Source organism: Bacillus sp. MMSF_3328, assembly GCF_030733525.1.
Classification (GTDB): Bacteria; Bacillota; Bacilli; order Bacillales; family Cytobacillaceae; genus Bacillus_AB; species Bacillus_AB infantis.
This window is the reverse complement of record NZ_JASHIV010000007.1, coordinates 190,399-216,810: the sequence shown is the minus strand read 5'-3', so window position 1 is coordinate 216,810 and position 26,412 is coordinate 190,399. Positions and strand designations below refer to the sequence as shown.

General features: G+C 45.4%; 29 protein-coding genes. 10 read left to right on the top strand and 19 right to left on the bottom strand.

Features of this window, described 5'->3' with window-relative positions; translation table 11 throughout:
* The first annotated feature begins 14 nt into the window (after nucleotides 1-14).
* A complete protein-coding gene (locus RBB45_RS14350; protein ID WP_101548748.1) occupies nucleotides 15-503 on the top strand; it encodes a CBO0543 family protein in 489 nt (162 codons plus the stop codon).
* 43 nt (nucleotides 504-546) lie between these two features.
* On the opposite strand, the gene RBB45_RS14345 is transcribed toward RBB45_RS14350, so the two are convergent.
* The 7 genes from RBB45_RS14345 to RBB45_RS14315 all read right to left on the bottom strand — a co-directional run bounded on the left by RBB45_RS14345 (nucleotide 547) and on the right by RBB45_RS14315 (nucleotide 7,932).
* Nucleotides 547-1,272: a DUF421 domain-containing protein gene (locus tag RBB45_RS14345; RefSeq protein ID WP_101548746.1), complete on the bottom strand. Its 726-nt coding sequence runs from the start codon at nucleotides 1,270-1,272 to the stop codon at nucleotides 547-549.
* A 575-nt stretch (nucleotides 1,273-1,847) separates the two neighbouring features.
* Nucleotides 1,848-3,143: a TRAP transporter large permease gene (locus RBB45_RS14340; protein WP_009794470.1), complete on the bottom strand. Its 1,296-nt coding sequence runs from the start codon at nucleotides 3,141-3,143 to the stop codon at nucleotides 1,848-1,850.
* Nucleotides 3,140-3,685, bottom strand: coding sequence for a TRAP transporter small permease (locus RBB45_RS14335; protein WP_148949943.1), 546 nt, complete (start codon nucleotides 3,683-3,685; stop codon nucleotides 3,140-3,142). Before RBB45_RS14335 ends, RBB45_RS14340 begins: the two co-directional genes overlap by 4 nt.
* Nucleotides 3,686-3,699: 14 nt before the next feature.
* Nucleotides 3,700-4,704, bottom strand: coding sequence for a TRAP transporter substrate-binding protein (locus RBB45_RS14330; protein WP_009794472.1), 1,005 nt, complete (start codon nucleotides 4,702-4,704; stop codon nucleotides 3,700-3,702).
* 138 nt (nucleotides 4,705-4,842) lie between these two features.
* On the bottom strand, nucleotides 4,843-5,559 hold the full coding sequence (gene treR, locus RBB45_RS14325) for a trehalose operon repressor (protein WP_009794473.1): 717 nt from the start codon (nucleotides 5,557-5,559) through the stop codon (nucleotides 4,843-4,845).
* Between the two features lie 79 nt (nucleotides 5,560-5,638).
* Nucleotides 5,639-7,093, bottom strand: a complete 1,455-nt coding sequence (gene treP, locus RBB45_RS14320; protein WP_094767933.1) for a PTS system trehalose-specific EIIBC component — start codon at nucleotides 7,091-7,093, stop codon at nucleotides 5,639-5,641.
* A gap of 224 nt (nucleotides 7,094-7,317) precedes the next feature.
* Nucleotides 7,318-7,932, bottom strand: a complete 615-nt coding sequence (locus RBB45_RS14315) for a YdhK family protein (protein WP_009794475.1) — start codon at nucleotides 7,930-7,932, stop codon at nucleotides 7,318-7,320.
* 219 nt (nucleotides 7,933-8,151) lie between these two features.
* On the opposite strand from RBB45_RS14315, the gene RBB45_RS14310 reads away from it, so the two are divergent.
* From RBB45_RS14310 to RBB45_RS14300, 3 genes are all read left to right on the top strand, one after another.
* Nucleotides 8,152-9,513, top strand: a complete 1,362-nt coding sequence (locus tag RBB45_RS14310) for a sensor histidine kinase (protein ID WP_148949945.1) — start codon at nucleotides 8,152-8,154, stop codon at nucleotides 9,511-9,513.
* 13 nt (nucleotides 9,514-9,526) lie between these two features.
* Complete coding sequence (locus tag RBB45_RS14305) at nucleotides 9,527-10,207, top strand: response regulator transcription factor (protein ID WP_253618858.1); 681 nt, start codon at nucleotides 9,527-9,529, stop codon at nucleotides 10,205-10,207.
* Nucleotides 10,208-10,286: 79 nt separating this feature from the next.
* On the top strand, nucleotides 10,287-10,739 hold the full coding sequence (locus RBB45_RS14300; RefSeq protein WP_306009779.1) for a DUF305 domain-containing protein: 453 nt from the start codon (nucleotides 10,287-10,289) through the stop codon (nucleotides 10,737-10,739).
* 271 nt (nucleotides 10,740-11,010) lie between these two features.
* Here RBB45_RS14300 and RBB45_RS14295 read toward each other — a convergent pair whose 3' ends face one another.
* The 9 genes from RBB45_RS14295 to RBB45_RS14255 all read right to left on the bottom strand — a co-directional run bounded on the left by RBB45_RS14295 (nucleotide 11,011) and on the right by RBB45_RS14255 (nucleotide 18,581).
* Nucleotides 11,011-12,078, bottom strand: coding sequence for a sensor histidine kinase (locus RBB45_RS14295; protein WP_483861646.1), 1,068 nt, complete (start codon nucleotides 12,076-12,078; stop codon nucleotides 11,011-11,013).
* A complete protein-coding gene (locus RBB45_RS14290; protein WP_101548729.1) occupies nucleotides 12,075-12,761 on the bottom strand; it encodes a response regulator transcription factor in 687 nt (228 codons plus the stop codon). Before RBB45_RS14290 ends, RBB45_RS14295 begins: the two co-directional genes overlap by 4 nt.
* Nucleotides 12,762-12,776: 15 nt before the next feature.
* The gene (locus RBB45_RS14285; protein WP_009794483.1) at nucleotides 12,777-13,349 is read right to left on the bottom strand and encodes a class I SAM-dependent methyltransferase; all 573 of its coding nucleotides are present in this window, start codon (nucleotides 13,347-13,349) and stop codon (nucleotides 12,777-12,779) included.
* 150 nt (nucleotides 13,350-13,499) lie between these two features.
* Entirely contained in the window at nucleotides 13,500-14,375 is an 876-nt protein-coding gene (locus tag RBB45_RS14280) for an SMP-30/gluconolactonase/LRE family protein (protein ID WP_009794484.1), read from the bottom strand.
* Between the two features lie 270 nt (nucleotides 14,376-14,645).
* Nucleotides 14,646-15,185: a PadR family transcriptional regulator gene (locus tag RBB45_RS14275; RefSeq protein WP_009794485.1), complete on the bottom strand. Its 540-nt coding sequence runs from the start codon at nucleotides 15,183-15,185 to the stop codon at nucleotides 14,646-14,648.
* A gap of 44 nt (nucleotides 15,186-15,229) precedes the next feature.
* Nucleotides 15,230-16,420 (bottom strand): YhgE/Pip domain-containing protein, encoded by a 1,191-nt coding sequence (locus RBB45_RS14270; protein ID WP_022544556.1) that lies wholly within the window; start codon nucleotides 16,418-16,420, stop codon nucleotides 15,230-15,232.
* A 158-nt stretch (nucleotides 16,421-16,578) separates the two neighbouring features.
* Complete coding sequence (locus RBB45_RS14265) at nucleotides 16,579-17,214, bottom strand: DUF3885 domain-containing protein (protein WP_009794487.1); 636 nt, start codon at nucleotides 17,212-17,214, stop codon at nucleotides 16,579-16,581.
* A gap of 12 nt (nucleotides 17,215-17,226) precedes the next feature.
* Complete coding sequence (locus RBB45_RS14260; protein ID WP_306009778.1) at nucleotides 17,227-18,030, bottom strand: hypothetical protein; 804 nt, start codon at nucleotides 18,028-18,030, stop codon at nucleotides 17,227-17,229.
* A gap of 113 nt (nucleotides 18,031-18,143) precedes the next feature.
* Nucleotides 18,144-18,581 (bottom strand): MarR family winged helix-turn-helix transcriptional regulator, encoded by a 438-nt coding sequence (locus RBB45_RS14255; RefSeq protein WP_306009777.1) that lies wholly within the window; start codon nucleotides 18,579-18,581, stop codon nucleotides 18,144-18,146.
* A 159-nt stretch (nucleotides 18,582-18,740) separates the two neighbouring features.
* Here RBB45_RS14255 and RBB45_RS14250 point away from each other — a divergent pair, with 159 nt between their 5' ends.
* Both RBB45_RS14250 and RBB45_RS14245 read left to right on the top strand, forming a co-directional pair.
* Nucleotides 18,741-19,142, top strand: coding sequence for a CidA/LrgA family holin-like protein (locus RBB45_RS14250; RefSeq protein ID WP_306009780.1), 402 nt, complete (start codon nucleotides 18,741-18,743; stop codon nucleotides 19,140-19,142).
* Complete coding sequence (locus tag RBB45_RS14245) at nucleotides 19,115-19,807, top strand: LrgB family protein (RefSeq protein ID WP_165352629.1); 693 nt, start codon at nucleotides 19,115-19,117, stop codon at nucleotides 19,805-19,807. The genes RBB45_RS14250 and RBB45_RS14245 overlap by 28 nt, the downstream gene beginning before the upstream one ends.
* Before the next feature lie 56 nt (nucleotides 19,808-19,863).
* On the opposite strand, the gene RBB45_RS14240 is transcribed toward RBB45_RS14245, so the two are convergent.
* Nucleotides 19,864-20,283, bottom strand: a complete 420-nt coding sequence (locus RBB45_RS14240) for a universal stress protein (RefSeq protein WP_009794492.1) — start codon at nucleotides 20,281-20,283, stop codon at nucleotides 19,864-19,866.
* A gap of 312 nt (nucleotides 20,284-20,595) precedes the next feature.
* Here RBB45_RS14240 and RBB45_RS14235 point away from each other — a divergent pair, with 312 nt between their 5' ends.
* The 3 genes from RBB45_RS14235 (at nucleotide 20,596) to RBB45_RS14225 (ending at nucleotide 24,265) form a co-directional block, all read left to right on the top strand.
* Nucleotides 20,596-21,204 carry a lysozyme inhibitor LprI family protein gene (locus tag RBB45_RS14235; RefSeq protein ID WP_306009776.1) on the top strand — a complete coding sequence of 203 codons (609 nt, stop codon included), beginning with the start codon at nucleotides 20,596-20,598 and terminating at the stop codon, nucleotides 21,202-21,204.
* A gap of 635 nt (nucleotides 21,205-21,839) precedes the next feature.
* Complete coding sequence (locus tag RBB45_RS14230) at nucleotides 21,840-22,616, top strand: ABC transporter ATP-binding protein (RefSeq protein ID WP_306009775.1); 777 nt, start codon at nucleotides 21,840-21,842, stop codon at nucleotides 22,614-22,616.
* Nucleotides 22,617-22,618: 2 nt separating this feature from the next.
* Nucleotides 22,619-24,265: a hypothetical protein gene (locus RBB45_RS14225; RefSeq protein WP_306009774.1), complete on the top strand. Its 1,647-nt coding sequence runs from the start codon at nucleotides 22,619-22,621 to the stop codon at nucleotides 24,263-24,265.
* 40 nt (nucleotides 24,266-24,305) lie between these two features.
* Here RBB45_RS14225 and RBB45_RS14220 read toward each other — a convergent pair whose 3' ends face one another.
* Both RBB45_RS14220 and RBB45_RS14215 read right to left on the bottom strand, forming a co-directional pair.
* Nucleotides 24,306-24,761, bottom strand: a complete 456-nt coding sequence (locus RBB45_RS14220) for an NUDIX hydrolase (RefSeq protein WP_306009773.1) — start codon at nucleotides 24,759-24,761, stop codon at nucleotides 24,306-24,308.
* An 87-nt stretch (nucleotides 24,762-24,848) separates the two neighbouring features.
* A complete protein-coding gene (locus tag RBB45_RS14215; RefSeq protein ID WP_148949956.1) occupies nucleotides 24,849-25,553 on the bottom strand; it encodes a CPBP family intramembrane glutamic endopeptidase in 705 nt (234 codons plus the stop codon).
* A 91-nt stretch (nucleotides 25,554-25,644) separates the two neighbouring features.
* On the opposite strand from RBB45_RS14215, the gene RBB45_RS14210 reads away from it, so the two are divergent.
* On the top strand, nucleotides 25,645-26,382 hold the full coding sequence (locus RBB45_RS14210) for a MerR family transcriptional regulator (protein ID WP_148949957.1): 738 nt from the start codon (nucleotides 25,645-25,647) through the stop codon (nucleotides 26,380-26,382).
* Nucleotides 26,383-26,412 lie beyond the last annotated feature (30 nt).

The window sequence follows — 26,412 nt, the reverse complement described above, 5'->3', positions numbered from 1 at the left end:
GGGAAGGATACAGCATGGATAAATTTGAGAAAAACACATTGAAATTTCTTCTTGTCTTTGGATTGATATCTTTTATCAATTTGATGAGAAAGCCTCCGGTAAAAGACTGGATGCTGATCTTTCTCTTTAAAGGATACCTTTCTTCCATCCTCGACAAGCTGCTTGTCAGAAAAGGTTATATAACCTACCCAGTTAAGCTGGTGAAATCATTTGACGTCAGCTTTATTTTCGACTATCTTCTCTACCCGGTTACCTGTGTCTATTTTAATCAGGTTACAAAATCATCGAGCCCTATGGGCATTTTGATTAAGTCAGTCTGCTTCAGCGGCCCAATGGCTATAGTTGAACACTTTTTTGAAAAGAGAACAAGACTTATTAGATTTAAAAAAGGATGGAGTTCGGCTACCAGTTTCTTTTCTCTTACCCTGACCTTTTTGATTTCCAGGGCTTTTATAGCCATTATACGAAAGGCCAGTAAGGCACCAGTTCCCGATAATAAGTAGGAGCTGGTGCTGCTGTTTTAAGGACCGCCGCAAGTATAATGGGCTAATGATACAAAGATGGTATGGATTGTGCCTGTTCATTTTTCAGGGAGATATGCAGTTCTTTTTCAGGGCTGATAGAAGCAAAGAATATTTCCTGCAGCCGGGAGATGCCCAGCCGGGACAGCTCCGAATCAAGCCAGTCCTGATCTACGTCAAACCGTTCCAAAACCTCCCGGTATACCGTTCCTTCAACGATGACAGGAAAGGCAATTTGTGAAGAGCCTCCGGAAATATTCAGGTCTCCCTTAGTGGCAGGCAACTGTGCAGGCTTGAGCTGGACACTCAGCATTCCGTTTCCCTCCAGTATCCCTAATTCCACATATTGAACGTCAAAGACCTGCTTATCCCTCAGCATTTGCAGGATGTTATCAATACTGTAATGGTACTTTTTTAAATTGGCACTAAGGAATTTGCCTTTATGTATCACAATGACCGGCTCAAAAGTGATGAGTTTTCCGAATTTCCGCTTTGAAATCTTCAATCTCCCAATCAGCCGCTGGAGAAGGCCAATGGCAATAATGGCAAAGCCTGTTTCCAGATGCCTGATGGAGGGATCAGCTATATCCGCCCCGGCCACCGCCCCCAGTGTAATGATAACCAGATAATCAAAAACAGGAAGCTCGCCAATCGAGCGCCTCCCCATAAAAAGAGTAATAAAGAGCAATAAAGGCAGAATGGTGATGATCCTTCCGAAAATCAGAAGACAGTTATGCAGCAGATCTTCCATAATCTTTCCTCCTGGCAGATGATGACTTTAGTTTATCGGAGGATAGCTGGAATTATACGGAAAAATCAAAAGGGCTGCCTGGCCACAGTTAGTTTTCTGCTCCTTGCAGCTGAAGAGTGGGCTGCCAGTGAATTAAGGGGAGTTTTTACTGTTAAATGTAAATCAGTCGTGTTTTTTGAGAAAATAAGAGGAGTTTTTCCCTTTATGCAAAGAAAAATTATCTTTTTTTATGGTTTCGAGTCATATAAGGGGAATTTCTCCCTTTATTTAAGCTGTTTTCAGCACTATTTTTAAAATAAAGGAGATTTTTCCGTCTATAAATTTTTCATTAGCAGATAATCTAGTTTCCTTGTTTAAAAATGTTAAAGTTAAAGGAGAATCGCCTATTCAACTGTTCAGCCATTGAGTGCGTTTAATAAATACCAACATCCAAAGGTAAAAAGCCTGGGATATCCCAAGCTTTTTTGGTTAGTTAAGTACTGTACTACATATTCTACTAAAACGTATGCTGTTTAGTCTGTGATTTTTCCCACTATATCTGAACAGCTTATGGCTAAAGGCAGCCCTTCTTCATTTTATAGTCCAAACAGTCCCGGCAGCACCATGCTGACCTGCGGGATATAAGTAACAAGGAGCAGCACAACGATGATGGCAGCGTAGAATGGAAGCAATGGCTTTACAAGCTGCTCGATCTTCACCTTGCCGACGCTGGATCCGACGAACAAGGCGCTTCCTACCGGCGGTGTGATGCTTCCGATGCAAAGGTTGAGGCACATCATGATGCCAAAGTGCACCGGATCCATCCCGATATTCGTGGCAATCGGCAGGAATATCGGCGTGAATATCAGGACTGCAGGCGTGATATCCATGAAAGTCCCAATAATCAGCAGGATGACGTTCATCAGCAGCAGGATCAGGATCGGATTATCGGTCAGGCTGAGGATGCCGCTGCTGATGGCCTCAGGAATGCCGGTAAATGCCATGACAAGGGAAAGAATGGTCGATGCGGCAATCAGAAGCATGATGATGGCTGTCATCTCCACTGTTTCCATCAGCATCTTCGGAACATCCTTTATTTTAAATGTCCGATAAAACATCGAGAGAATGAGAGAATAGGCAACCGCAATGGCAGCGCCTTCTGTTGCCGTGAACACCCCGGCAATGATTCCGCCGATTACTATGAACACGAGCAGCAGGCTCGGAATCGCATCGAGGAATACTTTCATCACCTGGCTGAACGTAATTTTCGGTGCAATCGGATAATTCTTTTTCTTCGCAATCACATATGCTACAACCATGGTAGCAAGTCCCCAAAGGATGCCGGGAATATAACCGGCGATGAAGAGCGCGGCAATCGACGTCCCGCCGCTGACAAGGGAATAGACAATCAGCAGGCCGCTTGGCGGAATCAGCAGCCCTGTCGGTGCCGATGCGATATTAACCGCAGCAGAATACGCCGGGTTATAGCCTTCCTTCTTCTGAAGCGGAGACATGACTCCGCCGATTGCTGCTGCAGCCGCAACGGAGGAACCGGAAATTGAACCGAACAGCATATTCCCGACTACATTCGTATGGGCGAGCGATCCGGGCATCCTCCCGGAAAGGACCTTCGCAAAATTGATCAGGCGGATCGCGATTCCGCCATTATTCATGATAACCCCTGACAGGATGAAGAACGGGATGGCGAGCAGGGAAAAGCTGTCGAGCCCCGCCACCATCTTCTGCGCTGCTGTGAATACGGCAATATCAAAAGGAAACAAAACCAGCATGGTGACAAGAGAGGCACCGGCTATGCTGATGGCAATGGGAACGCCCAGAAATAAGAGCAGAAAGAATACAAAAAGCAATAGAAGTCCTGCTGTGATTGTCATCCCAGCCCCTCCTTTCTATCCTTATTAATATGTATGGGCTCTGGAGTCTCTACTTCTTCTGAATATAAGTCCGCTTTTCTATTTGCGGAGATTTCCCTGATGGAGATGATCGTATAAGCGGCAATCAAGACGCCGCTGACTGGCAGGGACAGATAAATATAGGCCATCGGGAGGCCAAGTGCGGCAGAATACTGCTCCATAGAGATCCCAACTGTTTTAGACCCGCCGACAATCATGACAAATACAGCAAATGCCAGGACAATCAGCTCAATCAGGATAGCTGCGGCAAGCCTCTTCCTGTTTTCCAGCTTTTCTACGATGAACTCGATTGCGATATGCTTCTTGTTTCCGAAGGCATAGGCTCCGCCGAGCATGGAAACCCATATCAGCGAATACCGGAGAAACTCCTCTGAAATCGTACTTGGCGAATCCAGCGCATATCTTGTGAACACTTGCCAGATGGCCATCAGGACCATCACACCCAAGAGGGTGCAGGTCACAAAGGCAATGCTCAGATCGATCCATTTTTTCATAGTCTGCATGATAGCTCCCCCTTTTAATTGCCTTCAGCCATGTCCCGGATTTCTTTATAGTATTTTCCGGTCGATTTCTTTTCTGCAAACTCCTTATGCAGCGGCTGTACAGCTTCCATGAAAGGCTCTTTATCCGGCCTGCTGAATGTGACATTCATATCCTTGGCGTCTTTTATCGCCTTCTCTGTCGCTTTCCGCCAAACCTCTTTATGGTAAAAAGAAGACTCTTCTGCCGCTTCTGTTATAGCTTTCTTCTGTTCAGCAGTAAATTGCTTCCATTTGCTTTCATTGATAATCAGGATATCCGGGATGATGGCATGTTCGCTGTAGCTGTACTGCTTTGCCACTTCTCCGTGATTATTATCCGTCAGTGCTGTTTCATTATTTTCCGAGCCGTCGATGACACCCTGCTGCATAGCCGTATAGACTTCACCGAAGGACATCGGCGTCGGCGACCCGCCCATCAGCTCAAGCATCTTGAGGTTTGTCGGGCTCGGCTGGACCCGTATTTTCAGCCCCTTCAGATCATCAGGATGCATAATCGGCTTGTTTTTTGTATAAAAGTTCCTTGTGCCTGACTCATAGAACGTCAGTCCCCTCAGACCGATATCAGTCGTAGTCTGGTAAACCTCTTTTGCGGTGCTGCTGTTCATCGCTTTATAAAAATGGTCTTTATCGTCGAATAAATAAGGAAGGCTGAACAATGAATAGACTTCTGAAAAGTTCTCAAGCGAGCCTGCGCTCACCTTGGCAAAGTCAATCGCACCGGTCTGAGTCAGCTCAAGTGCCTCTCGTTCCCCGCCAAGCTGTCCGCTCGGGTAAATTTTGACCTTCATACTGCCATCTGTCTTTTCCTCTACCAATCTTGCAAACTCTGTCAGCGAAGTATGTATCGGATGTGTTGTGCCCTGATTATGGGCAAGCCTCAATGTGACTGTCCCTTCCTCCTCGGCAGCCTGCGCTGTACAGCCGGCCAGTATTCCTGCCATGAGCAGAAGGATAATGCCAAACACCTTAAAATTCTTCATAAATCCCCCTCCAGGTTATGTAAGCATTGTTGTATGATTTCCTGAAGGTATTCCCTAAAATATGACTATTGAAACAGAAGAGGTTATAAAAGAACAAAAAAAAATGCCGGGGCAATGGCCGGCATTTGATAGTTTTATTCAATGGAGAGCTCTTCTCGCAAAGTCGGTGAAACGGAATTTGTCCGGACGGTGCCTGGACTCTGTGAACTGGAATAGGCTGGCATCGTTCAAGTATACATGGCTCCTGATGACCACTACATTCTGGAAGCCATCAAGGTCCAGCAGGGAGCGGTCCTCATCGGTTGGTTCCTCTACGATGATTTCTTTTTTGGCAAAGCTGATGTTCAGGTTCAATTCTTTTTCAAGGTACTGATAGATGGAATCCCTGCAAATATCACCAGTCAGATGGGGAACATGCTTCTCAGCCAGAAAGTCGCGGTCAAGAATGATTCTTTCTCCTCCCATCTTTCTTGTCCGCAGGACGTCCCAGACCAGATCGCCTTCCTCCAGCTGCAGCTCTTTTTTGATAAAACCCCCGGCTTCTCCAAGGCTCAATCCGTTAAGAATAGTCTGGGGAGGTTCGCTCATCTTGCCTGCCAGCTCCTTGAAGCTGACCAGCCCGGATACTGGGAAGTCGAATTTAGAAGTATTGAGGACCATGGATCCTTTTCCCCTGATTTTTTGAATATAGCCATTTTGAGCAAGGAGATTCAAAGCTTTGCGAATGGTTTCCCTTGAAGCCTGATATTCTTTTACCATTTCATTCTCAGATGGAAGATAGGTTTCCGGTTTAATCCTTCCGCTCCTGATTTGCTCTGTGATGCTTTGGCAGATATCGAGATACTTCTTTTTCATTGGACAAATCTCCATTCTCAATTTTATCAAGCAAAGAAAAAAAGAAGGGAGAATCACCCGTCCCCCTTCCTGTATGCAGTTAGACAGCTGCACTCTGTTTCTTTTGCTTTTTAAAAGTAAAATTCTTTACGCCTGTTTTAGCAAAGATGGTTGTCAGGACGAATGGAACGACAATCGCAATGATCATGCAGATGGCAAATGTTCCGATATACTGCGCCTGGATGGAAAGAATTCCAGGCAGTCCGCCAACACCGATTGAGTTGGCCATGACTCCGCTCGCTACAGAAACAACAGCTGCAATCATCGATCCAATCATGGCAGCCAGGAATGGGAACCCGTATTTCAGGTTGATCCCGAACATCGCAGGCTCGGTTACGCCAAGGTAGCAGGAGATGGCCGCAGGGATGGAAACCTGCTTTTCTTCCTCATTTTTGCGGTTGATGAAGATCATGGCTAATACTGCTGAGCCCTGAGCAATATTTGAGATGGCGATCATTGGCCAAAGGTTTGTTCCGCCAAGCTCACTCATCAGCTGAAGGTCAATGGCATTTGTCATATGATGCAGGCCGGTGATGACTAGCGGTGCATAAACGAAGCCAAACACTGCCGCAAACAGCCATCCGAATGAAGACGTCAGGCTTGAGTATACGACATCCGATATCACTGAACCGATCTGCCAGCCGATAGGGCCGAGCACTGTATGCGCTATCAAAACAGTCGGCACTAGGGCAAGGAAAGGAACAACAATCATTGAGATAGAGTTTGGAACAACTTTGCGCAATCTTGTTTCCAGGAAGCCTAACGTCAGACCAGCCAGGATTGCAGGGATGACCTGTGCCTGGTAGCCGATCATATCAATCTGGGCAAACCCGAAGTCCCATTGCGGGATATCTCCTGCCCCTGCCCCGGCAACGCCATAGGCATTCAGCAGCTGCGGCGATACTAATGTGATACCAAGGACGATTCCGAGAATCTGGGATGCACCCATTTTCTTGGCAACAGACCAGGTGATCCCGACAGGAAGGAAGTGGAATATCGCTTCCCCAATCAGCCACAGGAAAGCATGGACGCCAGCCCAGAATTGGGAAATCTCAACAATCGTTTTGGTGCCATCTTCCACGAGCTTAATGTCACCGATTACATTTCTGAAGCCGAGAATCAAACCGCCGACTACAAGGGCGGGAATCAATGGTGTAAAAATTTCTGCCATATGCCCCATCATCCGCTGAAGCAAATTCTGGTTCTGCTTGGCCGCTGTTTTGGCTTCCTCTTTTGAAGTGCCTTCTACACCGGCAATCTTAGTGAATTCATTATAAAAGCTGGAAACTTCATTGCCGATGACTACCTGGAACTGGCCGGCTTGTGTGAAGGTTCCTTTTACAAGCTTAATGTTTTCGATTTTCTCAATATCAGCCTTAGATGGATCATTCAGGACAAAGCGCATGCGTGTCACACAATGTGTCACCGCTGCAATATTGTCCCGGCCGCCGATATGCTCCAGCAGCTCATTTGCAGGGCCTGTATATTTCGTCATAGGTATTCCCCCATATTTTATAATCAGCATAAATATATAATAGCGCTTTCATTAACTTGTATATACAAATACTGAGCTCTCTTAAAATTTAACTTATATATACAAGTTTGTCAATACAATTTATTCACCCGCTTAGGCAAATTATATAGTGAGCGTTCGGAGGGATTTCCGCCCCGCTTCTAAAACAAAAAAGCACCTGCCGCTTAAGCAGATGCTTCAGTACCTTATTCCGCAGAAGAAAGTTCCTCTTCAGTGACCCATAAATGATTCTTCACTTCCGCACCCCCATCTTTAGGAGTGAAATTGATGACGTAGACAGTCTTCTGCTCTGCTGTATCAATGATAGCAGCCGCCCCTTTCATCCCTTCCATGTGCTCCGCCTCAATGATGGCCTCACTGCCCGGTTCAAAGGGCTCCTCTCCTGCATCTTGAAGCTCTTCGTGAACAACCCACTTATGGTTTTCTATCCGGTCGCCCCCTGTTACAGGGTCATAGGAAACTGTATAAACCGTCGTGTCGTATACAGCAGCAACGGTTGCTTCGGCTCCCTGCATCCCCGGCATATGTCCTTCTTCAATGATCACTTTGCTTCCCACTTTATATTTCGGATTCTCCGCTTCCTTCATGCCTTGAGGGATTTCCCCGCTGCCTGAATGATCCATTTCTGAATGGTCCATTCCCGCATGATCCTCTTGCTCTCCTGCTGATTGGCCATTCTGATGATGCTCTGTACTGTTTCCTCCATTGTCTTCACTTGTGTTGTCCGGATTGTTAGAACTGCATGCCGCCAGGATCAGGGTCAGCGTAAAAATCAAAATAGCGAGTGTTTTTTTCATCATTTTCTTCCTCCTTCTTTTAACATGTTTTATTATTTCAGATAAAAATGCAGAATTTATGTAGATAGCTTTACATTTATATTTCCCCTACCTGATGATTTTTGTTCTCCAAAAGCGTCCCTTTAGAATAGTTATCTTCAAATTTTTTGCAAATGTTAATGATATATTAGGTAATGCCGGCTCTCATCTGCTTAGCGCCTGGCCTGGAAACGGAGGGACTTTATGAATAAAATATCGACAAAGCTGGCTGCCTGGTTTCTACTTGCTGTTTTAGTCCTGGAATCTTTTTTAATGTTTTATTTATACAACAATATCATCGATTCGCGGGTGGAGGAGGAGTTCAATTCCATTCTCTCAAGAGGCAACAGCCACCGGGATGTGCTGGAGGACAGTTATACTGAAGGCACCCTCAGCCATATCGCGCTAATGGAATCAAAGACGGAAACAGAGGTCGTCATTACTGATTTAGATAAACAGATTATTGTAAGTTCGAGAAGCGTTTCTAAAAGAATGAAAGAAATTATGACAAGGCATTCTTCTGATGTTTCAAGAAATGGGACTGTTATTGAATCCAACTGGAGGGAAATGCGCTATCTTGCGACAGTGACCCGGTTCAGCAGCTCCGGCCAAGAAGGCTATGTGTATATGTTTAAGGATACCGCTCCAATGAGGCAGCTGATTGAAAAATTAAACCGCCACTTTTTTCTTGCAAGTGTTCTTAGCCTATTGGCGATTGCCTTTATCTATTTTATTTTATCCAAGTTCCTGACACGCCCTTTGATCAAAATGAAGGAAGCAACTGAGCAACTAAGCAAAGGCCATTTTCAGGTAAAACTTCCTCCCGCCGGCAAAGATGAATTAGGAGAGCTGTCCACTTCCATCCAGAAGCTTGCCAGCGACCTGAAGATTATCCAGAAAAGCCGCCTTGATTTCCTGGCCAGCATCTCACATGAATTGCGTACTCCCCTGACTTATATGCAGGGCTATACAGCAATCGCCCTGCGGGAAGGCCTGCCAGACAGTGAACGGCGGGAATACCTAGAGATCATCCAGGATGAATCCGCAAAGCTCGGTAACTTGATTGACAACCTTTTCCAGCTGGCCAAGATTGACCAGACCAATTTTACAATCCAGAAGCAGGAAATCGACCTGTGCAGGATACTGGGGGAACTTACAGCAAAAGTCAAGCCGGCGTTCAACGGGAAAAACATAGAGCTTCAGACTTGCTGTAAAGAAGGGCTTACGCTGTCAGCTGACCCATTAAGGTTCGAGCAAATAATCTATAACCTGCTTGATAATGCTTTAAAATACTCTGATGAACATACGAAAACAGCTGTACATGCTGAACAAACTGCAAAAGGGACAGTAAAGATCCTGATTGAGGATCAAGGTAAGGGAATCCCGCAAGCAGATCTTAAATATGTATTTGACAGGCTGTACAGAGTGGATAAGTCAAGATCGCGCGAGAACGGCGGCTCCGGCCTCGGACTTTCGATTGTAAAGGAATTAGTGGAGGCCCACGGGGGCACCATCCATATTTCCAGCCAGGAGACTAAAGGAACAATCGTTGAGATTGAAATTTAAGAGGTGACGCTTTTTGAAAACCATTTTGCTTGTTGATGACGAGGAACGGATGAAGAATTTGCTGGCCCTGTTCCTGGAACCGCATGGTTACAAATGCCTGAGGGCGAATGACGGATATGAGGCAATCCAGCTGGTTAAACGTACACATGTTGACATGCTGCTGCTCGACATTATGATGCCAGAGCTGGACGGTCTGGAGACATGCCGGAAAATCAGAGAATTTTCGAATGTCCCCATAATTATGCTCACAGCCAGGACCGACAATTTGGATATGATCAAAGGATTTGATTGCGGAGCCGACGACTATGTGACCAAGCCTTTCGATGAGAGGGTGCTGCTCGCCCGGGTAAATGCTTTATTCAGGAGGCAGCAAATCCAGCATGGGGCAAAAGAAGTGATCCGCGGGGATTTCAAACTGGATATGGATTCTTATACATTAAAGTATAAAGGGAAAGCCGTTTCGCTGACCTTAAAAGAATTCCTGCTGCTCGAAACACTAATGAAACATCCTGAACGCGTATATACACGGGATCAGCTGCTGGCAGTCGCATGGGATATTAATGCCAGCACAGAAATCAGGACGGTAGACTCTCATGTAAGGAATCTGCGCGAAAAATTAAAGGGGGCTTCCTTTCCAATAGAAGAGCATTTGGCAACCGTATGGGGCATTGGCTATCAATGGAAAATAAAATAAAAGGAAAGTATGCACACATTCTGCAAACTTAAAGGGGATTTAACCTATAACCCCAATTGAAGAAAAGGAGTGAGCAGAATTGAAACCATACTGGAAATTTGCCGGAATGGTCGTGACCTCTACCATTATTATGTTCCTTTTTAAATATTGGAGCACCTTTAAGGCGGATCATATCTTCTTCAGCGAGATGCGCGCATACATGGCTTTGCTGATGGGGGCAACCATGGCTGTGATCATGCTTCTCTTCATGAGAAATATGCTGAAAAACAAGAAAGCCAACATAGGCATCCTGACTGGCAGCATCCTCTTATTCTTTTTATCGCTGTTCCTGATCCGGAGCCAGGCGCTTGTGGATGATGTCGATTATATGGAAGGTATGATCCCCCACCATTCCATCGCAATATTGACTAGCGAGCGTGCACAAATATCGGATCCAAGAGTAAGGAAGCTTGCAGATGAGATCATTAAAGCGCAGGTTAGGGAAATCGATGAAATGAAGCAGCTTATTGAGGATATTAAAGATGAGGAATAATTTAAAAAATCAGCCTGGCAGGCTGATTTTTCCTTTTCAGGTAAAACAGAACGAGAAGATTCAGAAGAAGAAAATTTATAGAACATAGATAAAATCCGAAAAGAAATGATTCGGGCTGCTTCTGGCAAAATCCTGGATTTTCTTGACGAAGAAGTATTGGGAATGAGCCTGGAGCTGAACGGGCTTTTAATACGAAAAATTGCTGCACCGCCAAAGGATTGGCCCGCTCCTTCTCCGAGAAAAATCCTTACTGACTCTTCCAGCCCCAAAGCTATATCTGGTGCTCCACCACAACTGTCATCCAGCCCTCTGCGTATTCCGCGTAGATCTTCCCGCCATGCAGCTCAACGATCCTTTTGGAAATAGCCAGTCCCAGACCTGTTCCCTGGTTTTCTGTTCTCGCTTTTTCGCCTACGACAAACCGGTCGAATAATTGATTCAAGTCGGCAACAGGAGGCTTATCCGTCCTATTGGAAATTTTCAGTACGGCCATGGAGCCTTCAGCATTTAGAGAGAGTTCTATTGAAGAGGGTTTCGTGCTGTATTTTATGCTATTCGAGAAAAGATTTTCATAAACCCGCACCATCATTTCCACGTCCATTAAAATCCGGACAGGCTCTCCTGTAATAGAAGAATGAACGGTGAGCTGCTCCCGTTCCATGATGGGCATATACTCGCCGGCCATCTGCCTTAATAAAGCTGAGAGGTCAACCTTATCCATATTCAAGAGAACATCAGGACTGGCCAGCCGTGTGTATTCCAATAACTCATTCATCAGTGATTTCAGCCTTTGTGATTTCGAATAGGTTGTTTCCAGATACTCCTTTAATTCTGTGCTGTCCTGGTATTGCCCTTTTCTCAAGAGATCCAGATAGCCGATAATCGAGGTTAACGGAGTCCTTAAATCATGGGAAACATTGGTGATCAGTTCATTCTTGGCGTTTTCAAGGCTTCTTTCATGCTCAAATCTGCTCTCAAGCTCCTTGGACATAAAATTGATATTACCGGCGAGCTGGGATAGTTCATCCTTCCCTTTGATATGGATGGTCAGGCCCAGCTGTCCTCCGGCTATTTCCTGGACACGATCGCTGATCATCTTCAAATAGAAGATTTTCTTGCGTACCAGCAAAAGGAACACCAGAATGAAGCTTAAAATAATGATTGTAAAAAACAGGAACATGGTGACATTGTAAATCGGCACACTCAGTTCTGTCAGAAATTTCACATCGTACACTCTGAAAATCATTTGAGATAGCAGAACCATCACCAGGAAAGATGCTACAAAGCTGATGGCGATAGACCCGAGAAGTTTAAAAAACAGCCTGTTTTTCAGCATCATATCTTGTATCCCACGCCCCAGATGGTTTTGATATAAATCGGATGCTTAGGGTCTTCCTCGATTTTCTCCCTGATTTTTGTAATATGGACCATGACTGTGTTGTCCGATTTCAGCAGGTCCTCTTTCCAGACGGACTCGTAAATCTTGCTGACGCTCATGACAATCCCTTTGTTTCTCGCAAGCAGCTCGAGGATATCAAATTCCTTCGGGGTAAGTCTGATCTCTTTTCCGCCTGCATACACCAGCCTTGTATCTGTATTGATCTCCAGGCTGCCAATTACAATCACATTTTTATCTGCTTCTGATTCTGTATTGTATTTCTTGTATCTTCTCAAATGGGATTTGACCCTTGCGATCAGCTCAAGAGGGTTGAACGGCTTTGATATATAATCGTCTGCCCCTGAGGTCAATCCCTGGATCTTGTCCATATCTTCCGATTTCGCCGAGAGCATGATGATCGGCATATGCTGCTCTTCCCTGATTTTCATGCATGCTTCTATGCCATCCATTTCCGGCATCATGATATCCAGGATAATCAAATCGAATGCCTGCTCTTCCAGCTTGCCTAAAGCGTCCAGCGCGTTCTCCGCCTGACTTGTCTTCAGTCCTTCGTTTTCCAGATATACCGAAATCAAATGCCTGATTTCTTTATCGTCGTCCACAATTAAAATATTGCCATCCACCCGTAACACATCCCATCATACTTCTAGTTTATCGTTGCTGCAGCTCAGTACATAAGCCGGCGGAAAATTGCGGTACTCCCGTTTAATGTCAATATTCTTAAAGAATTGCTCTATATATGCTTTTTTCAGCATTGTATATTGAAAGGTGATGAAACGCCCTTCAGGTCCCAGCAGCCTTCTGGTGTTATTTAAGATAGCATGGGACACAGGCTCAGGCAAACTTGCAAAGGGCAGTCCGGAGATGACAAAATCAATCTTTCCAAGTCCGAAGCTTTCAATATAAAAATCTATCTTCTCTGCCGACCCGTTAACAATAATCACATTATCTTCATTCTGATATTTTTCCTTCAGCAAAGAATAAAATTCCAAGTTGTTTTCGATCAATAGGACGGTGGCATCGGAGTTTCTGTATTCCAGGATCTTTTTGGTGAACACGCCTGTTCCAGGGCCATACTCAACAATCAATTTAGCGCTCCCGAATGCAGGATCACTGACCATCTTTTCAGCCAGATAGCCGGAGCTTGGCAAGAGTGCCCCAACTTTTCTTGGATGCTTTAAATATTGCTGCAGAAATACATGCCCTTTCATTTCGCTTCACTCCATCTGTCGAATTTATACCTTTAGCATAAATTCAAAACCTGAAGAATTTCTTGGGGAATTTATTAAGAATTATTAAGATGCTTATATAGTAGTATGGGCTGGAAAACTAAAAAAGCTGCCTTAATGGCAGCTCAGATTTTAACCTTTATAAGAATAAGCCGGACTTCCCTTCACATCCGTTTTTACCCTGAACAGCCCGCCTGACAATGGATACTCTTTCTGCTGCTCTTCGTTCAGCCCATCTCTTGCAGTGGTGATGTACAAGTCCTTTAAGTCCTCGCCCCCAAATGTACAGCAGGTCACATTCTTGGCAGGGACCTTTATTTCTGACAGCTTCTTGCCTGTATGAGGATTCCATCTCGATACCTTGCCGCCGCCATAGTGGGCAATCCACAGCATTCCCTCTCCATCAATCGTCATCCCGTCCGGTGCACCGTCTCCTTCTGGAAAGCTGATGACTTCAGTGCGGTTTTCAATTGCCCCCGTTCCGAGGTCAAAATCAAAGCGGCTGATCTTTTTGGTTGGTGTATCGATGAAATACATGAATCTGTTATCCGGTGACCACGCTAGGCCATTCGAAATGCCAAGCTGATCTAACTTTTTCTCAACTTGCTGATCGGTATCCAGACAGTACAGCGCCCCTTCAGCACCTGCCCCCTGCTGGTCCATCGTCCCTGCCCAGAACCGGCCGGCAGGATCACACTTGCCGTCATTAAAACGATTAGAAGGAATATCGCTCTCTAATTCTTTTATTAAAGTGAGCTTCTCTGTCTCTAAGTTAAGAAGATAAAGGCCATCCTCCAACGCAACTGCCGCTTCCTCCGCATTTCTCGGAACAATCGTGCCTATATTCTGATCCAGCTGGATCTCCCGGTTTTCTCCTGAAGCCGGGTTAAAGATATTCACCTTTTTCTCCTTGATATCCACCCAGTATAGTAACTGCTTTTCTGCGTCCCAGCATGGGCCTTCTCCCAATGTGGCTTTTGCGTCCAGGACTAATTCCGCTTCTCCCATTCTTAACACCTCGTCAATTATAAGAATTTACTTTATTATAGACTTTCCCGGGAGGAATCGGCTGGAAACGTATGAGCTAACAATATAAAAACGGCTGCCGACTTAGTCGGCAGCCTGAAGTGCGGCATCTTTAGGGGCATTTATCAATTTTTTTTCTTAGCTGGAACCACTATTCCGGCTTGTCTCTGAAATAGTGGCTCCAGCTCTCTTACCTGGAACCACTATTCCGGCTTGTCTCTGAAATAGTGGCTCCAGCTCTCTCCTGGAACGCTAAATTTCCTTTCGCTCCACCCGCCTGATCAGCTCTTCCAGCCAGTGAATCGTATGCTCCATCCTGGTGGAAACATAGCCTTCCATGAATTCTCTGATATTCTGCTGTGCCTCGCCGACATGCTTCTCGGCGTCTATGCTGCTGATCTGCTCCCAGCGGGCCTTGATGGCGTCCAGCTTTTTTTCCAGGATGGTGATGACCTTGCCGCGGTCCACATATTTAATATTGGCGATCGCGACGACCATCTCCCCGATCCCAGTGGATTTCTCGAATTCCTTGTAGATTTTCTTCGGCAATTCTTCACGGCCTTTTGCTGTGATACCGAACACCTGCTTATCAGGGCGATGTTCCTCTTTGATGATTTCGACTGTCTCAATGAGGCCCTGCTTCGCCAGTGTATCGAAGTGGTAGTACAGCTTGCTTTCCGTCAGCCCGCTCAGCTGATCGAGCGGGATCGGTTCGGAAAGCTGTTTTTTTAATTTATACGGATAATTATTATCCTCCATCAGTTTGCTCAATATGAAAATTTGTATGGACATACTATATCCTCCTGGAAGAAGACTCTCTTCATATCATAGCAAAACTAGGCGGTGACTTCACCTGCAGCCTTGAGGGAATCACTTGCGTCAAGCTCTGGAATCACGACCGGCGCCGGTTTGTGAAGGAACGCAACAATGGCGATATTGATCAGCATGGCAGCACCTCCGACTGCAGCCATGGACCAGAGGTACGGGCTCGGACTGATGCTGCTGTACATATTGGCCATATATGCCTGCACAGAGTAGTACATAGGAGAAATATGGCTCATCCATTGGAATGGAGCATACATCATTTCCCTTGAGATCGTAGCGCCATTGGCCAATGTCTGCATCAGCAGGATTGGCAGGTTCAACACCATGCCGCCCTCTCCGATCAGGAAAACCAGAACTGCTGTGAAGTTGAAGCAGACCATATAGTTCAAAATCTGCTGGCCGGCGATGCCGAAGAACAGATCGCCGCTTGGCTCATTGACCAGATAAGCCACTCCGACGGCTACAGCCGATGATACAACAGCGATCAGAAGAGCTGTTAATTGCACATAAAGAAACAGCCTGGTTTTACTTGCTTTGCCGCGGCTTTCCCTGAAAGCGGCGACCAGCTGCATCGCACCAATCATCGCACCAACATAGCCGGCCATTGTCAAGAACATCGGCAGCATATTATTATTCATGCCAGCTGGAATCTTATTGATTGAAATGACATTCCCGCTATACGCTGTTTCAATTTTTTTAGCCATCTCTGCTGCCTGGTCTTCCGGCAGATTAAAGTTCATCAGCACACCCTGTGCGGTTTGCTGTGAGAATTGGCTGCGCAGCTGGTTGTTAATTTCACCGACGACAGATTTCATAGTAGAAGAAACGGTAGTGGCCGAGGCTTCATTAATTGTAAAATCAATCCCTGTCGATCCCTCACCTTTTTGCAGATCCGCAGAGAAGGTTTCCGGAATTCGCACAACTAAAGCCAGGTCATTATGATTCAGGTCTTTAATGGCCTGCTTATTGCTTATATCTGTTTCAATTTCTTTAAAAGGCAGATTCTCCTGGAGCTGCCCGGCAATCTGGGCACCATAAGTGCCGGCATCTTCGTTCACTATCGCAATCGGCATTTGATCGACATTCCCTGGAATCGCAGAATAGCCTGGGAGAAAGATGCCAAGCATCGCAGCTGCATAAAAAATCCCCATAAAAATCGATGCGATCGCCCCTCGTGTTTTTAGAAACTGCGTAAATTTCATTATTGCTTTCCTTCCTTCTGTGAAATTTATATTACTTTTACTAATATACTTTATTAAAAGTACTTTAATTTGAGTACTTTGTTAGTTTATTGTATCTTTTTGGGAAAGTCAACATAAAAAAAACTGCAAAGAGAGGCGCAATTAAGCACTCTTTGCAGTCACATATGATATTCATCAACCCATTCGCTATATTCACCATACAGCTGCCTTAAGCTATCAGTCCGGGCTGCAATAACCTCACATCCGCGGTCATCATAGATGAAAAAGATAATATCCCTCGTCATGTTAATGAAAAAAATATCAGGATAATAGGAAACCTCCGCACTGCCGAACCTTGGCTTCAGGAGGAAGTCTTCATTGCAGGCTGCTTCAATAAGCTTGCGGCAATGAAAATCACTTTTTCTGCCTTTCAGATAATATCGGGAAGTATACCCGGCCTCTTCATCATTAAGCAGATGCTTAAGAGTTTCATGTATGATTTTATATTTAAGCTTCTTATTTATTAAGTAATGACCAAACACCTTTGTTGGCCTTTTTGTCGTTCTGTCCGTTTCGGGATGATAGATATTTAAAGCAACAGCCATTTCATCTTCTTCCGAAAAAAGTGACATAAAAATGGAGCATGCCTGGCTGTATACAGTCTCGAACAGATCCAGGTTCAATTCCCCATCTTCCTTGAACTGATAGATTCCGTTCCCGAGTTCAAAGTGGATGCCAATATTCCATTGGGAGTAAAGGCTCGGCTTTAATATAAGATTAGGGAAAGTCCTCTCCAAGTAAGCTTTGACTTCCATCAGTATAACCTCCTAAAACCAGCTCAAAATCAGCACAAACAATCCAACACCGCAGACCAGAATCTCAAAAAAATGAATTCCGACTACGACCATATGGCTGGTGTTTTTTTGATGAAAGCCGAGAAATGGGGCGTGCTGGTTGATATACAGGCAGGCACAGGACACCAGGAGAGCGGCATTGAGATGGAATTCTGTCCTGAGCGAGGTGGCATAAGGGCTGTAGCCTTCCTGATCAATCACAAGGCTGATTCCGTATTTTTTGGATAAAAGCAATGACAAGTTCATCAGAATGAATACCAGGAGGGCGAGGCTCAACGGATGCCTGCGGTAATCAATGAAACGCAGCCAGCGGTAAGCTTTGCCTGGTTCATCGTCTTCCTCCGGCTCGGCTTTCGCCATATATAGAACGAAGCCGGCTCCAACAGCTGCCGGGATCACTGTGAAAACTACATCGAGCAGCGGAAAACCCGGAAAGGCAAAAAAGACCGCAGCCAGGATGATTGTCACGGCAATCAGCAAAGCCCAAATACGCTTATCACCGTTTTGTGCCTTTGCCGCTAAAGGCTGGATATATTCCCTCATATCTTTTCTTTTAGAACCAGGGAAGCCTGAATCGCTTCCGCCGGCCTTCCCCTTCAGCACTTCCATAAAAGTAAAAGATATGAGCATAAGAAGAACTCCGGCAAAGAGCCATAGATAGGCGGCGAACGGATAAGGAGCAGGGTCTTCATAGCTGCTGATGATCCATATACCATCGCCAAGCAGGCACATCAGGCCGGCAAGCATCAGGTATGCTGATATTTTATAAAGAAGCATAAGATTCCCTCTTTTTTCACTCTTTTTCTCTTATTATATCAAAGGGAAAGCAGATGAAAATTCCCTGTCGGCTCCGGGTATGGATGCGCTTACTTTTTTTCAATTCTTAAAAGCTACTCAAAGAACGAAGTATTGAGTCGGACAACCAGCTTTCCGAACATCTCCTTTTCTTCTTCTGTCCAGTCCTTTAGAACTTTGAAATAATGGGCCCTTCGGTTTGCGATATCTGCTGCCAGTTTTTCTTTTCCCAGGTCTGTAATCGAAAATACGCTTACTCTGCCATCCTTTGGATCGGAACAGCGCTTGATAAGGTCCTTTGATTCAAGTGACGCAGCCTGTCTGGACAATGTCGAGATATCAAGCTTAAATGCTTCAGCAAGCTCTTTAACGCGGGCTGGGCCGAATTCATCAAGCTGTCTGAGCAGCAGATAGGCTGAGCGCTCCAGCTGGCCGATCTTCTTTTCCGACTGCTCAAGATAGACTGCCTTGCGGATGAAGGTCGCCAATTCGTATTCTATTAGTTCAACGTCGTTTTGTTTCTCTTTTGACATGCTTTCATCTCCTAGTATGAGTGGCACATAGATTGACAAAGATTAAAATGCTTGTATAATACAAATATATACTTGTACTATACAAACATTTATCTGAAAAGTAAAGTGATTTTGAAAGGAGGAACGCTGTTCTTATTTTCCAGGACGGCTATGACTATCATGAAATGGCTGCATATTGTCCTCCAAATCTGTGTACTATACGCCTTCACCTTTACGGGTGATGTGATCCAGCGGGCTTTCCATATACCAATACCAGGCAGCATCATAGGACTCTTACTGCTGCTTGCCTGTTTGCTGCTTCATATTGTGCCGGTCATCTTTGTGAAAGACGGAGCAAGCTTCCTGCTGTCGATCCTGCCTCTCCTGTTCATCCCGTCGATGGCAGGTGTCGTCAATTATCCGAGCCTGCTTTCCGCTACCGGAGCAGTACTGGCTGCCATCGTTGTCGTGAGCACGATAGCCACGATTGCCGCTGCAGGCCTGATGAGCCAGTTTTTAGAAAACCGTGCCGATAAACGAAAGGAGAAAAAAGCGTGCAAAGCCTTATTATCGCAATCCTGATGATTTTCTCGACCATCACCATCTATATGGTGATGGCTTCCGTATATAAGCGATATTCTTATCCTGTATTCATTCCAGTCCTGACTTCTACCATCATTATTGTCGCCCTGCTTGCAGGACTTCATGTGCCGTATAAAGAGTATATGACAGGCGGGAAATGGATCCACTTTTTGCTTGGCCCTGCTGTGACTGCCCTTGCCTATCCGCTTTATACTCAGCGCGAAGTTTTGAAAAAATACAGTCTGCCAGTACTTGGCGGCGTGTTCACGGGTCTTTTCACCGGGATGATCACCGGCATGCTGTTTGCTATGCTGCTCGGGATGAACCACGAGCTCATCCTGTCGCTCATCCCTAAATCGATCACCACGCCCGTTGCCATGCAGATTGCAGACGGTATTGGAGGCATTCCTTCCATGACCGTCATCTTTGTCACACTCGCCGGCTTCTCAGGTGTCCTATTAGGCCCTTCCATCATCAAGTGGGTCCGGATCCGCTCCTCGCTTGGCCGCGGCATCGCACTCGGCAGCGCCTCACACGGACTCGGCACCTCAAAAGCGTCCGAGTACGGCGAAGTCAGCGTCTCCATGAGCTCTGTTTCGATGACCCTGTGCGCCCTTCTTGGATCCGTGTTTGGTCCGGTTATTGTGTGGCTGTTCCATATTTAAAGAAAGCCTGCTTATCCATTTGGAAGGCAGGTTTTTTTTATATGCAAAGCCGCAGCTCACTTCACAATCAGCACCGGACAGGCCGCCCGCTTGGCAACCTTATGGCTCACACTTCCCAGAACGAATTCCTGCAGGACATTCAGCCCCCTGCTGCCGATGATTACGATATCAGCTTTATTTTTATTGGCATAGTCGACAATGCATGGGCCCGGGTCTCCATCCAGAACAATGATCTCATACTGTACTCCGGATTCCTTTGCAAGCTTTTCAACTTCAGCCAGCCGCCTCTTTTTCCCCTCGCCAAGATTGGCAGAATTCCAGTGGCTCAGCGTTTCCGACTTGGCTTTATCAGGATCGGCGACATAGACGATTTCAATCCTGGAACCTGAACTGCATTTGGCGATATGGATGGCATTTTCAGCAGCCCTTTTACTGTGCTCTGAACCATCTGTTGCTAATAATATCTTTTGGTACATTTGATAACCTCCTGATATTAAATTGAAAGCGCTTTTATTTCGAGATATAAAGCCTTTCCTACAACTTATTAATGATTGTATCTATTTATATGCTAAATAGCTATGACGCAGGATAAAAAAAATGAAAGATTGCTCTCCTGATTTCGGAACACACTGGCAGCAGGACTGATAGATCCATCCGGACAAGGAGTTTTCGTTATTCCCCCCACCGCTTTCCCAGATAAAAGAGATAATGTTACAGTATAATAGGAAGCCAAATCTATTAACTGGGCGCCAGAATGCGTTATGAATTAAAAGAGGGGGTTTTTTAACATGGAAAACAAAGGCAAACATTACATAGCCATATTTGCTGTTTTATTAGTACTGCTATTAGCGGCTTGTGAAAGCTCAGCTGGTGTATCAAACGATGAGTCCGAGAAGCAGCAGAATAATGATTCGTCTCAAGATGCAGAGCATGAATCTTCTGGTGCAGACTCTGCAGAAGATGACACAAATACCGGCAGCACGAATACAGATGACACAGCATCTGAAAAAGAAGAAGACCCTCCCGCCAATGAAACCGAAGATAGCTTGAAGGAAGAGTATCTCCAAAAACTGAATAACAGCAAAAAAGAAGCAGACGCATTAGAAGCGGCAGATTCATCAACATACGCTTTGAAAAAAGTAGAAAATGACCGTTGGGAAATCTGGGATGAAAGGCTGAATGAGATTTATGGAGTTCTACAAGAGCGGCTTCCGGCAGAAGAGATGGAATCCTTAAGAGAAGAACAGCGCGACTGGCTAAAGGAACGTGACGCCCGCGCATTGGAGGCATCCCTCAAGTATGAAGGAGGCACGCAGGAACATTTAGAATATGTCGCTGTCCTGGCCGATCTCACAGAAGAAAGATGCTATGAACTGGTCGAAAATTATATGAACTGATTCTTCCTTGGCGGGATTGCTGATAAACTGAAAAAAGGAAGTATCCTAAGGCATTGCGCTGAGCAATGCCTTTTTTGTTTTTTTGAGATCCCTCATACCGGTTCTTTGAGGTACTCTGGGGCAGGGGGTCTCTCTCTTGAGTGACTCATATCGGTTCTCTGAGGCAGGGGGTCTCTCTCTTGAGTGACTCATATCGGTTCTCTGAGGCACTCTGGAGTGGGCATTCACTCTCTTGAGTGACTCATACCGGTTCTTTGAGGCACTCTGGGGTGGGGGTTCTCTCTCTTGAGTGACTCATATCGGTTCTCTTAGGCACTCTGGGGCAGGTTTCCCTCTCTTGAGTGACTCATTCCGGTTCATCGAGGCACTCTGGGGCGGAAATCTCTCTCATGAGTGACTCATGACAATTCCCCGAATCACTCTGGGTCAGTAAAGTCCTCTTTTAAATGCCTCTTACAGGACTTCCTCCCGCACTTTCCAACCTAAAGTCCCCTTGCTCAACTCGTTCAATGGCATCCTTCCAAAGATCGTAAACAACTGAAAAAATGAAACAATTCCCAATCCACCCTTTAGCCCCCCAGCACCTAATGTTACACTAATACTAAATGGAATTATTTTGAAATGGGGTTAGTGGTATGGAAGACATCATATTAGAGATTGAAGACCTAAAAAAGAGCTATGGATCGAAGCCTGTGCTGAAAGGTGTTTCTTTACAGGTGAAGCGCGGGGAGATCATTGGCTATATCGGACCGAATGGTGCCGGAAAGAGTACGACTGTGAAAATTATGCTGGGGATTGAGGACGGGTATTCAGGCGGGGTAAAGATCTTCGGCCAGGATATATCGGATGGGAAGATTGATTATAAAAGGAAAATCGGCTATGTGCCTGAAATTGCTGAGGTTTATGACAATTTAACGGGCCATGAGTATTTAACGTTTATCGGCGAGCTGTACGGCATTGATTCTGACCTTGCCAGCTATAAAGCTAAGGCCTTGATGGAGCTGTTTGGCATTGGGGAGGTCTATTATTCCAGGATTGCTTCTTATTCAAAGGGCATGCGGCAGAAGCTGCTCATCATTTCAAGCTTATTGCATAATCCGGACCTCCTGTTTTTTGATGAGCCCATCAATGGCCTGGATGCGAACAGTGTCATGATTTTTAAAGAGATTATGGCCCAGCTGGCTGTGCAGGGCAAAACGATCTTCTATTCTTCTCACATTATGGATGTGGTCGAAAAGATCAGCAGCCGCATCATCCTCCTTCATGATGGGCGGATTGCTGCTGATGGCACCTTTGAAGAACTGCAGCAAAAGACGGAAGGCTCGCTTGAGCAGATCTTCAACCAGCTGACTGGGTTCAGCGAGCATAAGGAACTGGGTGCGAGATTTGTTTCGATTGTAGGGGAGATGTAAGGATGCAGGACTTTCAGACTCTCAAAATATTAGACCGTTTTGAATGGATGTTCAGCCGCTTTGGCGTAGACTACAAGGTTATGAGAATGATCCTGCAAGTAAAGCTGACGATGGATGGGCGCCGTGTGCCGACCGTTTTTGCGCAGAATGCGAGGAAGGCAGAAGACAAGGAAAAGAGCAATCAGTATATAAAATCACTATGGATTTATGTTTTATTCGGGCTGTTCATGATTCCCTTTCTGCTGATGGGTGAGAATTATCTTTTTCAAATGAGCCTTTTTTATGGGATTTTCACCTTTTTTGTCATGACAGCGATGATTTCCGATTTTTCGACGGTCCTGCTGGACATACGCGATCGGAATATCCTGTTTCCGAAGCCTGTTGACCGCAAAACGATCAATACAGCGAAAATGGTTCATGTTGTCATCTATCTATCATTTCTTACCATCGCACTTGCCACAATACCATTGTTTGTCGGGCTTTTTAACATTGGGCCTTTATTCTTCCTGACCGCAGTCATCAATATCATCCTGATTGACCTGTTTATCGTTGGATTGACTGCGCTTATCTATCTCGCATTCCTGAAATTCTTTGATGGGGAGAAATTAAAAGATCTTATTAACTATGTCCAGATCGGGCTTTCCCTGATGATCATGGTCGGCTATCAATTGCTGATCCGCTCCTTTGCTATCATTGATTTCACCGTCTCACTGGAGCCTGAATGGTGGCAGGTATTCATCTTCCCGATGTGGTTTGGAGCCAATATGGAATTGGTGCTGAACGGCCGCTTCCAGCCGTTCTATATCATCTTTACAGCTTTAAGTATCGTGGTTCCGTTCCTGAGCATTTGGATTTATACGAAATTCAATTCGTCTTTTGAGCAAAACCTGCAGAAGCTTGCCTATCACGGCAGTGCTAAGCAAAAGAAGCGGAGCAAAACCGGCCGATTCCTCCTTAAGGTGCTTTGCCGCTCAAAGGAAGAAAGAGCATTCTTTAAATTTGCCAGCAGCATGATGAAAAATGAACGGGATTTCAAGCTGAAGGTGTACCCTTCATTAGGGTTTTCCATCGTCGTTCCGTTTCTAATGATATTCAGCAGTTTTGATACAGACCTAAGCCGCCTGGAAGGCAGCAAATCATATTTATCTATCTATTTCAGCATGATCATCATCCCGACCATCATGCTCCTCCTGAAGTATTCAGGTAAATATAAAGGGAGCTGGATTTTCAGAGCCGCGCCTTTAGACCAGCTTGGCCCCATGTTCAGCGGAACGATAAAGGCATTTATCCTTAAATTGCATCTGCCGATCTACTCTATATTGAGTGTCCTGTTTGTCCTGCTTTTCGGGGCAAGGGTTGTGCTGGATCTGGTTGTCGTGTTTATCAATGCCTGTACCTATGCGGTCCTTTGCTTCATGTTCCTGAAAACAGCGATTCCGTTTTCGGAGTCTTTTGACCAGTATAATCAGAACGGCAATGGTGTGATTATATTCGGACTGATGCTGTTTGCCGGATTATTTGCCGGACTGCACTACTTAAGCACATTGCTGCCGTATGGAATCTATCTGTATATGGCAGTTGCCCTTATATATCTGGCGGTTTTTTGGAAGCTGGCGTTTAGGGTTACTTGGAAGGATGTTCTTGAGTAGGAAGGCAGAAGAAAGCCGCCATGGTTTGGCGGCTTCTTTTTTATTGCGATAAAGATTGTGCATATTGCTTTATAAGATTCTTTATCATAGGATTCAGCCCTTCAGGCAGCTCATCTGCTCTGAAAAATTTTGCCTCAGTCGTTTCCAAACCGTCTGCTTTAAGAACGCCGCCTTTCATATCCCTCGAGATATAGGCGATTGTCACGGGATAAAATTCATCCCCGTTCGGTAATTTCACATAATGCTCTTTTCCTGAAATCACGCCGGCCAAATCAAGCCTGCCTATTTCAATGCCGGTTTCCTCCAGGACTTCCCTTCTTCCTGCTTCTTCAGTGGATTCGCCTAATTCAATGAATCCCCCGGGAACGCCCCAGCGGCCGTCAATCCTTTTTTGCAGCAAAAATTCTCCCATATCATTGATGACCGCTACTGCAACGCCAACCAATATGAGCGGCTCATTGCCTACAACACTGCGTAAATCTTCTATATACCCCATAGTCTCCTCCATTTCCTTTCTACATGGAGTATATTTCCACATTCTCAATCCAGTCCCCTTCTTTTTTAAATTCAAAAATCCCACCCATTATCCAAGACTAGTCAGCAACACCATAAATCCATTCGTCAGCCCGTGAATTAATACCGGAGGCCAGATGGAGCCTGTCCGCTCGTAAGCCAGGGCGAAAAGAATGCCGCTGAAGAAATTGACGGGCATGACGTTATAGGTCGGGATATGAATGATGGTAAAGATCAGCGAGCTGAGCAGCAGCGCCCCCGTCAGCCCCATCCGTGTCCGCAGCCAGCGATACAAGAAGCCCCGGTAGAAGATTTCCTCATATATGGGCGAAATGACAGCAGCAGAAATGAAGGCAATGAGTACTGTGAAAAAAGTGACGTTCTGCTGCATGGCCTCAGTTTTGCTGTTTTCCCACGAGTTTCCTATGAAACTGGTAAGCACGACAATGATGACGGCGCCAATCAGCAAACCCACTGAATATAGGCCTATAAGCTTCCAGTCCTTGGAGCTGAATGCTTTTACCCCTGCTTCTCTCCAGGAAAGTCTTTTTGGACGGAGGGCTATAAAGTATACCCCTGCCATTAAAATAACAGCTATGGTTAATCCGGTTAATGTCCCGGCATATAAATCGTCTTTAAGCCACTCGGCATAAAGAGGCTGTACAATAAGCTTCACGACTCCAATTACAATAATAAATTCAAGCAGCATTAATAAAATGAATTCTCTCCAGCCCCAGGGGTCCTGCTTTTTCCAGTTCAATTGATCCTCTCCCATTCTCCGTCCCTCTTTCTTTTTTCAAATGGTATAATCTAACTATATTGGGTGACGCAACGTAACCTGCAAGCTTTTTTTAGGAGGAGTTCCGATGAAACTTTGGACAACCGGAGAAGCAGCGAAGCAGCGCAATATTTCCGTTCGCACACTCCGCTATTATGATCAGATCGGCCTTCTGGCCCCGGGATTTAAAGATGAGAATGGAAAGCGGTATTATTCAGAGGAAGACTTATTCACATTGGAGAAAATATTGATTCTTAAGTCCCTTTCACTTCCGTTAGAGGAGATCCGTGAGGTACTGAAACAGCTTTCTTATAAACAAATCTTAGTATCCCACTATAATCACCTGCAGGAGCAGCTCTCAGAGCTCCAAGCCAGCATCTCCAACACAGCATCCCTGATCAATATGACCGATTTGGAGGAGTCACTATCCTGGGATCATGTTGCCGAGCTTATACAAAATTCACAAAAGCGCGCTAAGAAATGGACCGACTATTTTCAGGAAGAGGAAAAAGCGTTCCTGGAAAAAACAATCCCAAGCCTGGGCAGCAATGATGAGACCACCCAGCAGTATATTTCTCTGCTGCGAAGGATTGAATGGTGCGTGGAAAACCACATTCCAGCCGAGTCCGAGGAAGGCTTTGAAATTGCTTCTGAATTAATCCATCTATCAAATAAAAGCTTCCAGGGAGATACAGAACTGATGGACCAATTTTGGGAAGTCAGGAAAATGCCTGCCGAGGAAACTGGGCTCTATCCTGTTTCAGAAGAGGTGCTGGAGTTTGTGGAGCGCTGTTTGGCTTATGCGGGTTCAAGGGCTGGCAGCTAAGCTCAATGGTACATAGCTGGAAAGGAGAAA

Coding starts and splice junctions, on each gene's coding strand:
- RBB45_RS14350 (WP_101548748.1), top strand. CDS start 15: ATGGATAAATTTGAGAAAAACACATTGAAATTTCTTCTTGTCTTTGGA.
- RBB45_RS14345 (WP_101548746.1), bottom strand. CDS start 1,272: ATGGAAGATCTGCTGCATAACTGTCTTCTGATTTTCGGAAGGATCATC.
- RBB45_RS14340 (WP_009794470.1), bottom strand. CDS start 3,143: ATGACAATCACAGCAGGACTTCTATTGCTTTTTGTATTCTTTCTGCTC.
- RBB45_RS14335 (WP_148949943.1), bottom strand. CDS start 3,685: ATGCAGACTATGAAAAAATGGATCGATCTGAGCATTGCCTTTGTGACC.
- RBB45_RS14330 (WP_009794472.1), bottom strand. CDS start 4,704: ATGAAGAATTTTAAGGTGTTTGGCATTATCCTTCTGCTCATGGCAGGA.
- treR (WP_009794473.1), bottom strand. CDS start 5,559: ATGAAAAAGAAGTATCTCGATATCTGCCAAAGCATCACAGAGCAAATC.
- treP (WP_094767933.1), bottom strand. CDS start 7,093: ATGACGAAATATACAGGCCCTGCAAATGAGCTGCTGGAGCATATCGGC.
- RBB45_RS14315 (WP_009794475.1), bottom strand. CDS start 7,932: ATGATGAAAAAAACACTCGCTATTTTGATTTTTACGCTGACCCTGATC.
- RBB45_RS14310 (WP_148949945.1), top strand. CDS start 8,152: ATGAATAAAATATCGACAAAGCTGGCTGCCTGGTTTCTACTTGCTGTT.
- RBB45_RS14295 (WP_483861646.1), bottom strand. CDS start 12,078: ATGATGCTGAAAAACAGGCTGTTTTTTAAACTTCTCGGGTCTATCGCC.
- RBB45_RS14285 (WP_009794483.1), bottom strand. CDS start 13,349: ATGAAAGGGCATGTATTTCTGCAGCAATATTTAAAGCATCCAAGAAAA.
- RBB45_RS14280 (WP_009794484.1), bottom strand. CDS start 14,375: ATGGGAGAAGCGGAATTAGTCCTGGACGCAAAAGCCACATTGGGAGAA.
- RBB45_RS14275 (WP_009794485.1), bottom strand. CDS start 15,185: ATGTCCATACAAATTTTCATATTGAGCAAACTGATGGAGGATAATAAT.
- RBB45_RS14270 (WP_022544556.1), bottom strand. CDS start 16,420: ATGAAATTTACGCAGTTTCTAAAAACACGAGGGGCGATCGCATCGATT.
- RBB45_RS14265 (WP_009794487.1), bottom strand. CDS start 17,214: ATGGAAGTCAAAGCTTACTTGGAGAGGACTTTCCCTAATCTTATATTA.
- RBB45_RS14260 (WP_306009778.1), bottom strand. CDS start 18,030: ATGCTTCTTTATAAAATATCAGCATACCTGATGCTTGCCGGCCTGATG.
- RBB45_RS14255 (WP_306009777.1), bottom strand. CDS start 18,581: ATGTCAAAAGAGAAACAAAACGACGTTGAACTAATAGAATACGAATTG.
- RBB45_RS14250 (WP_306009780.1), top strand. CDS start 18,741: ATGAAATGGCTGCATATTGTCCTCCAAATCTGTGTACTATACGCCTTC.
- RBB45_RS14240 (WP_009794492.1), bottom strand. CDS start 20,283: ATGTACCAAAAGATATTATTAGCAACAGATGGTTCAGAGCACAGTAAA.
- RBB45_RS14235 (WP_306009776.1), top strand. CDS start 20,596: ATGGAAAACAAAGGCAAACATTACATAGCCATATTTGCTGTTTTATTA.
- RBB45_RS14230 (WP_306009775.1), top strand. CDS start 21,840: ATGGAAGACATCATATTAGAGATTGAAGACCTAAAAAAGAGCTATGGA.
- RBB45_RS14225 (WP_306009774.1), top strand. CDS start 22,619: ATGCAGGACTTTCAGACTCTCAAAATATTAGACCGTTTTGAATGGATG.
- RBB45_RS14220 (WP_306009773.1), bottom strand. CDS start 24,761: ATGGGGTATATAGAAGATTTACGCAGTGTTGTAGGCAATGAGCCGCTC.
- RBB45_RS14215 (WP_148949956.1), bottom strand. CDS start 25,553: ATGGGAGAGGATCAATTGAACTGGAAAAAGCAGGACCCCTGGGGCTGG.
- RBB45_RS14210 (WP_148949957.1), top strand. CDS start 25,645: ATGAAACTTTGGACAACCGGAGAAGCAGCGAAGCAGCGCAATATTTCC.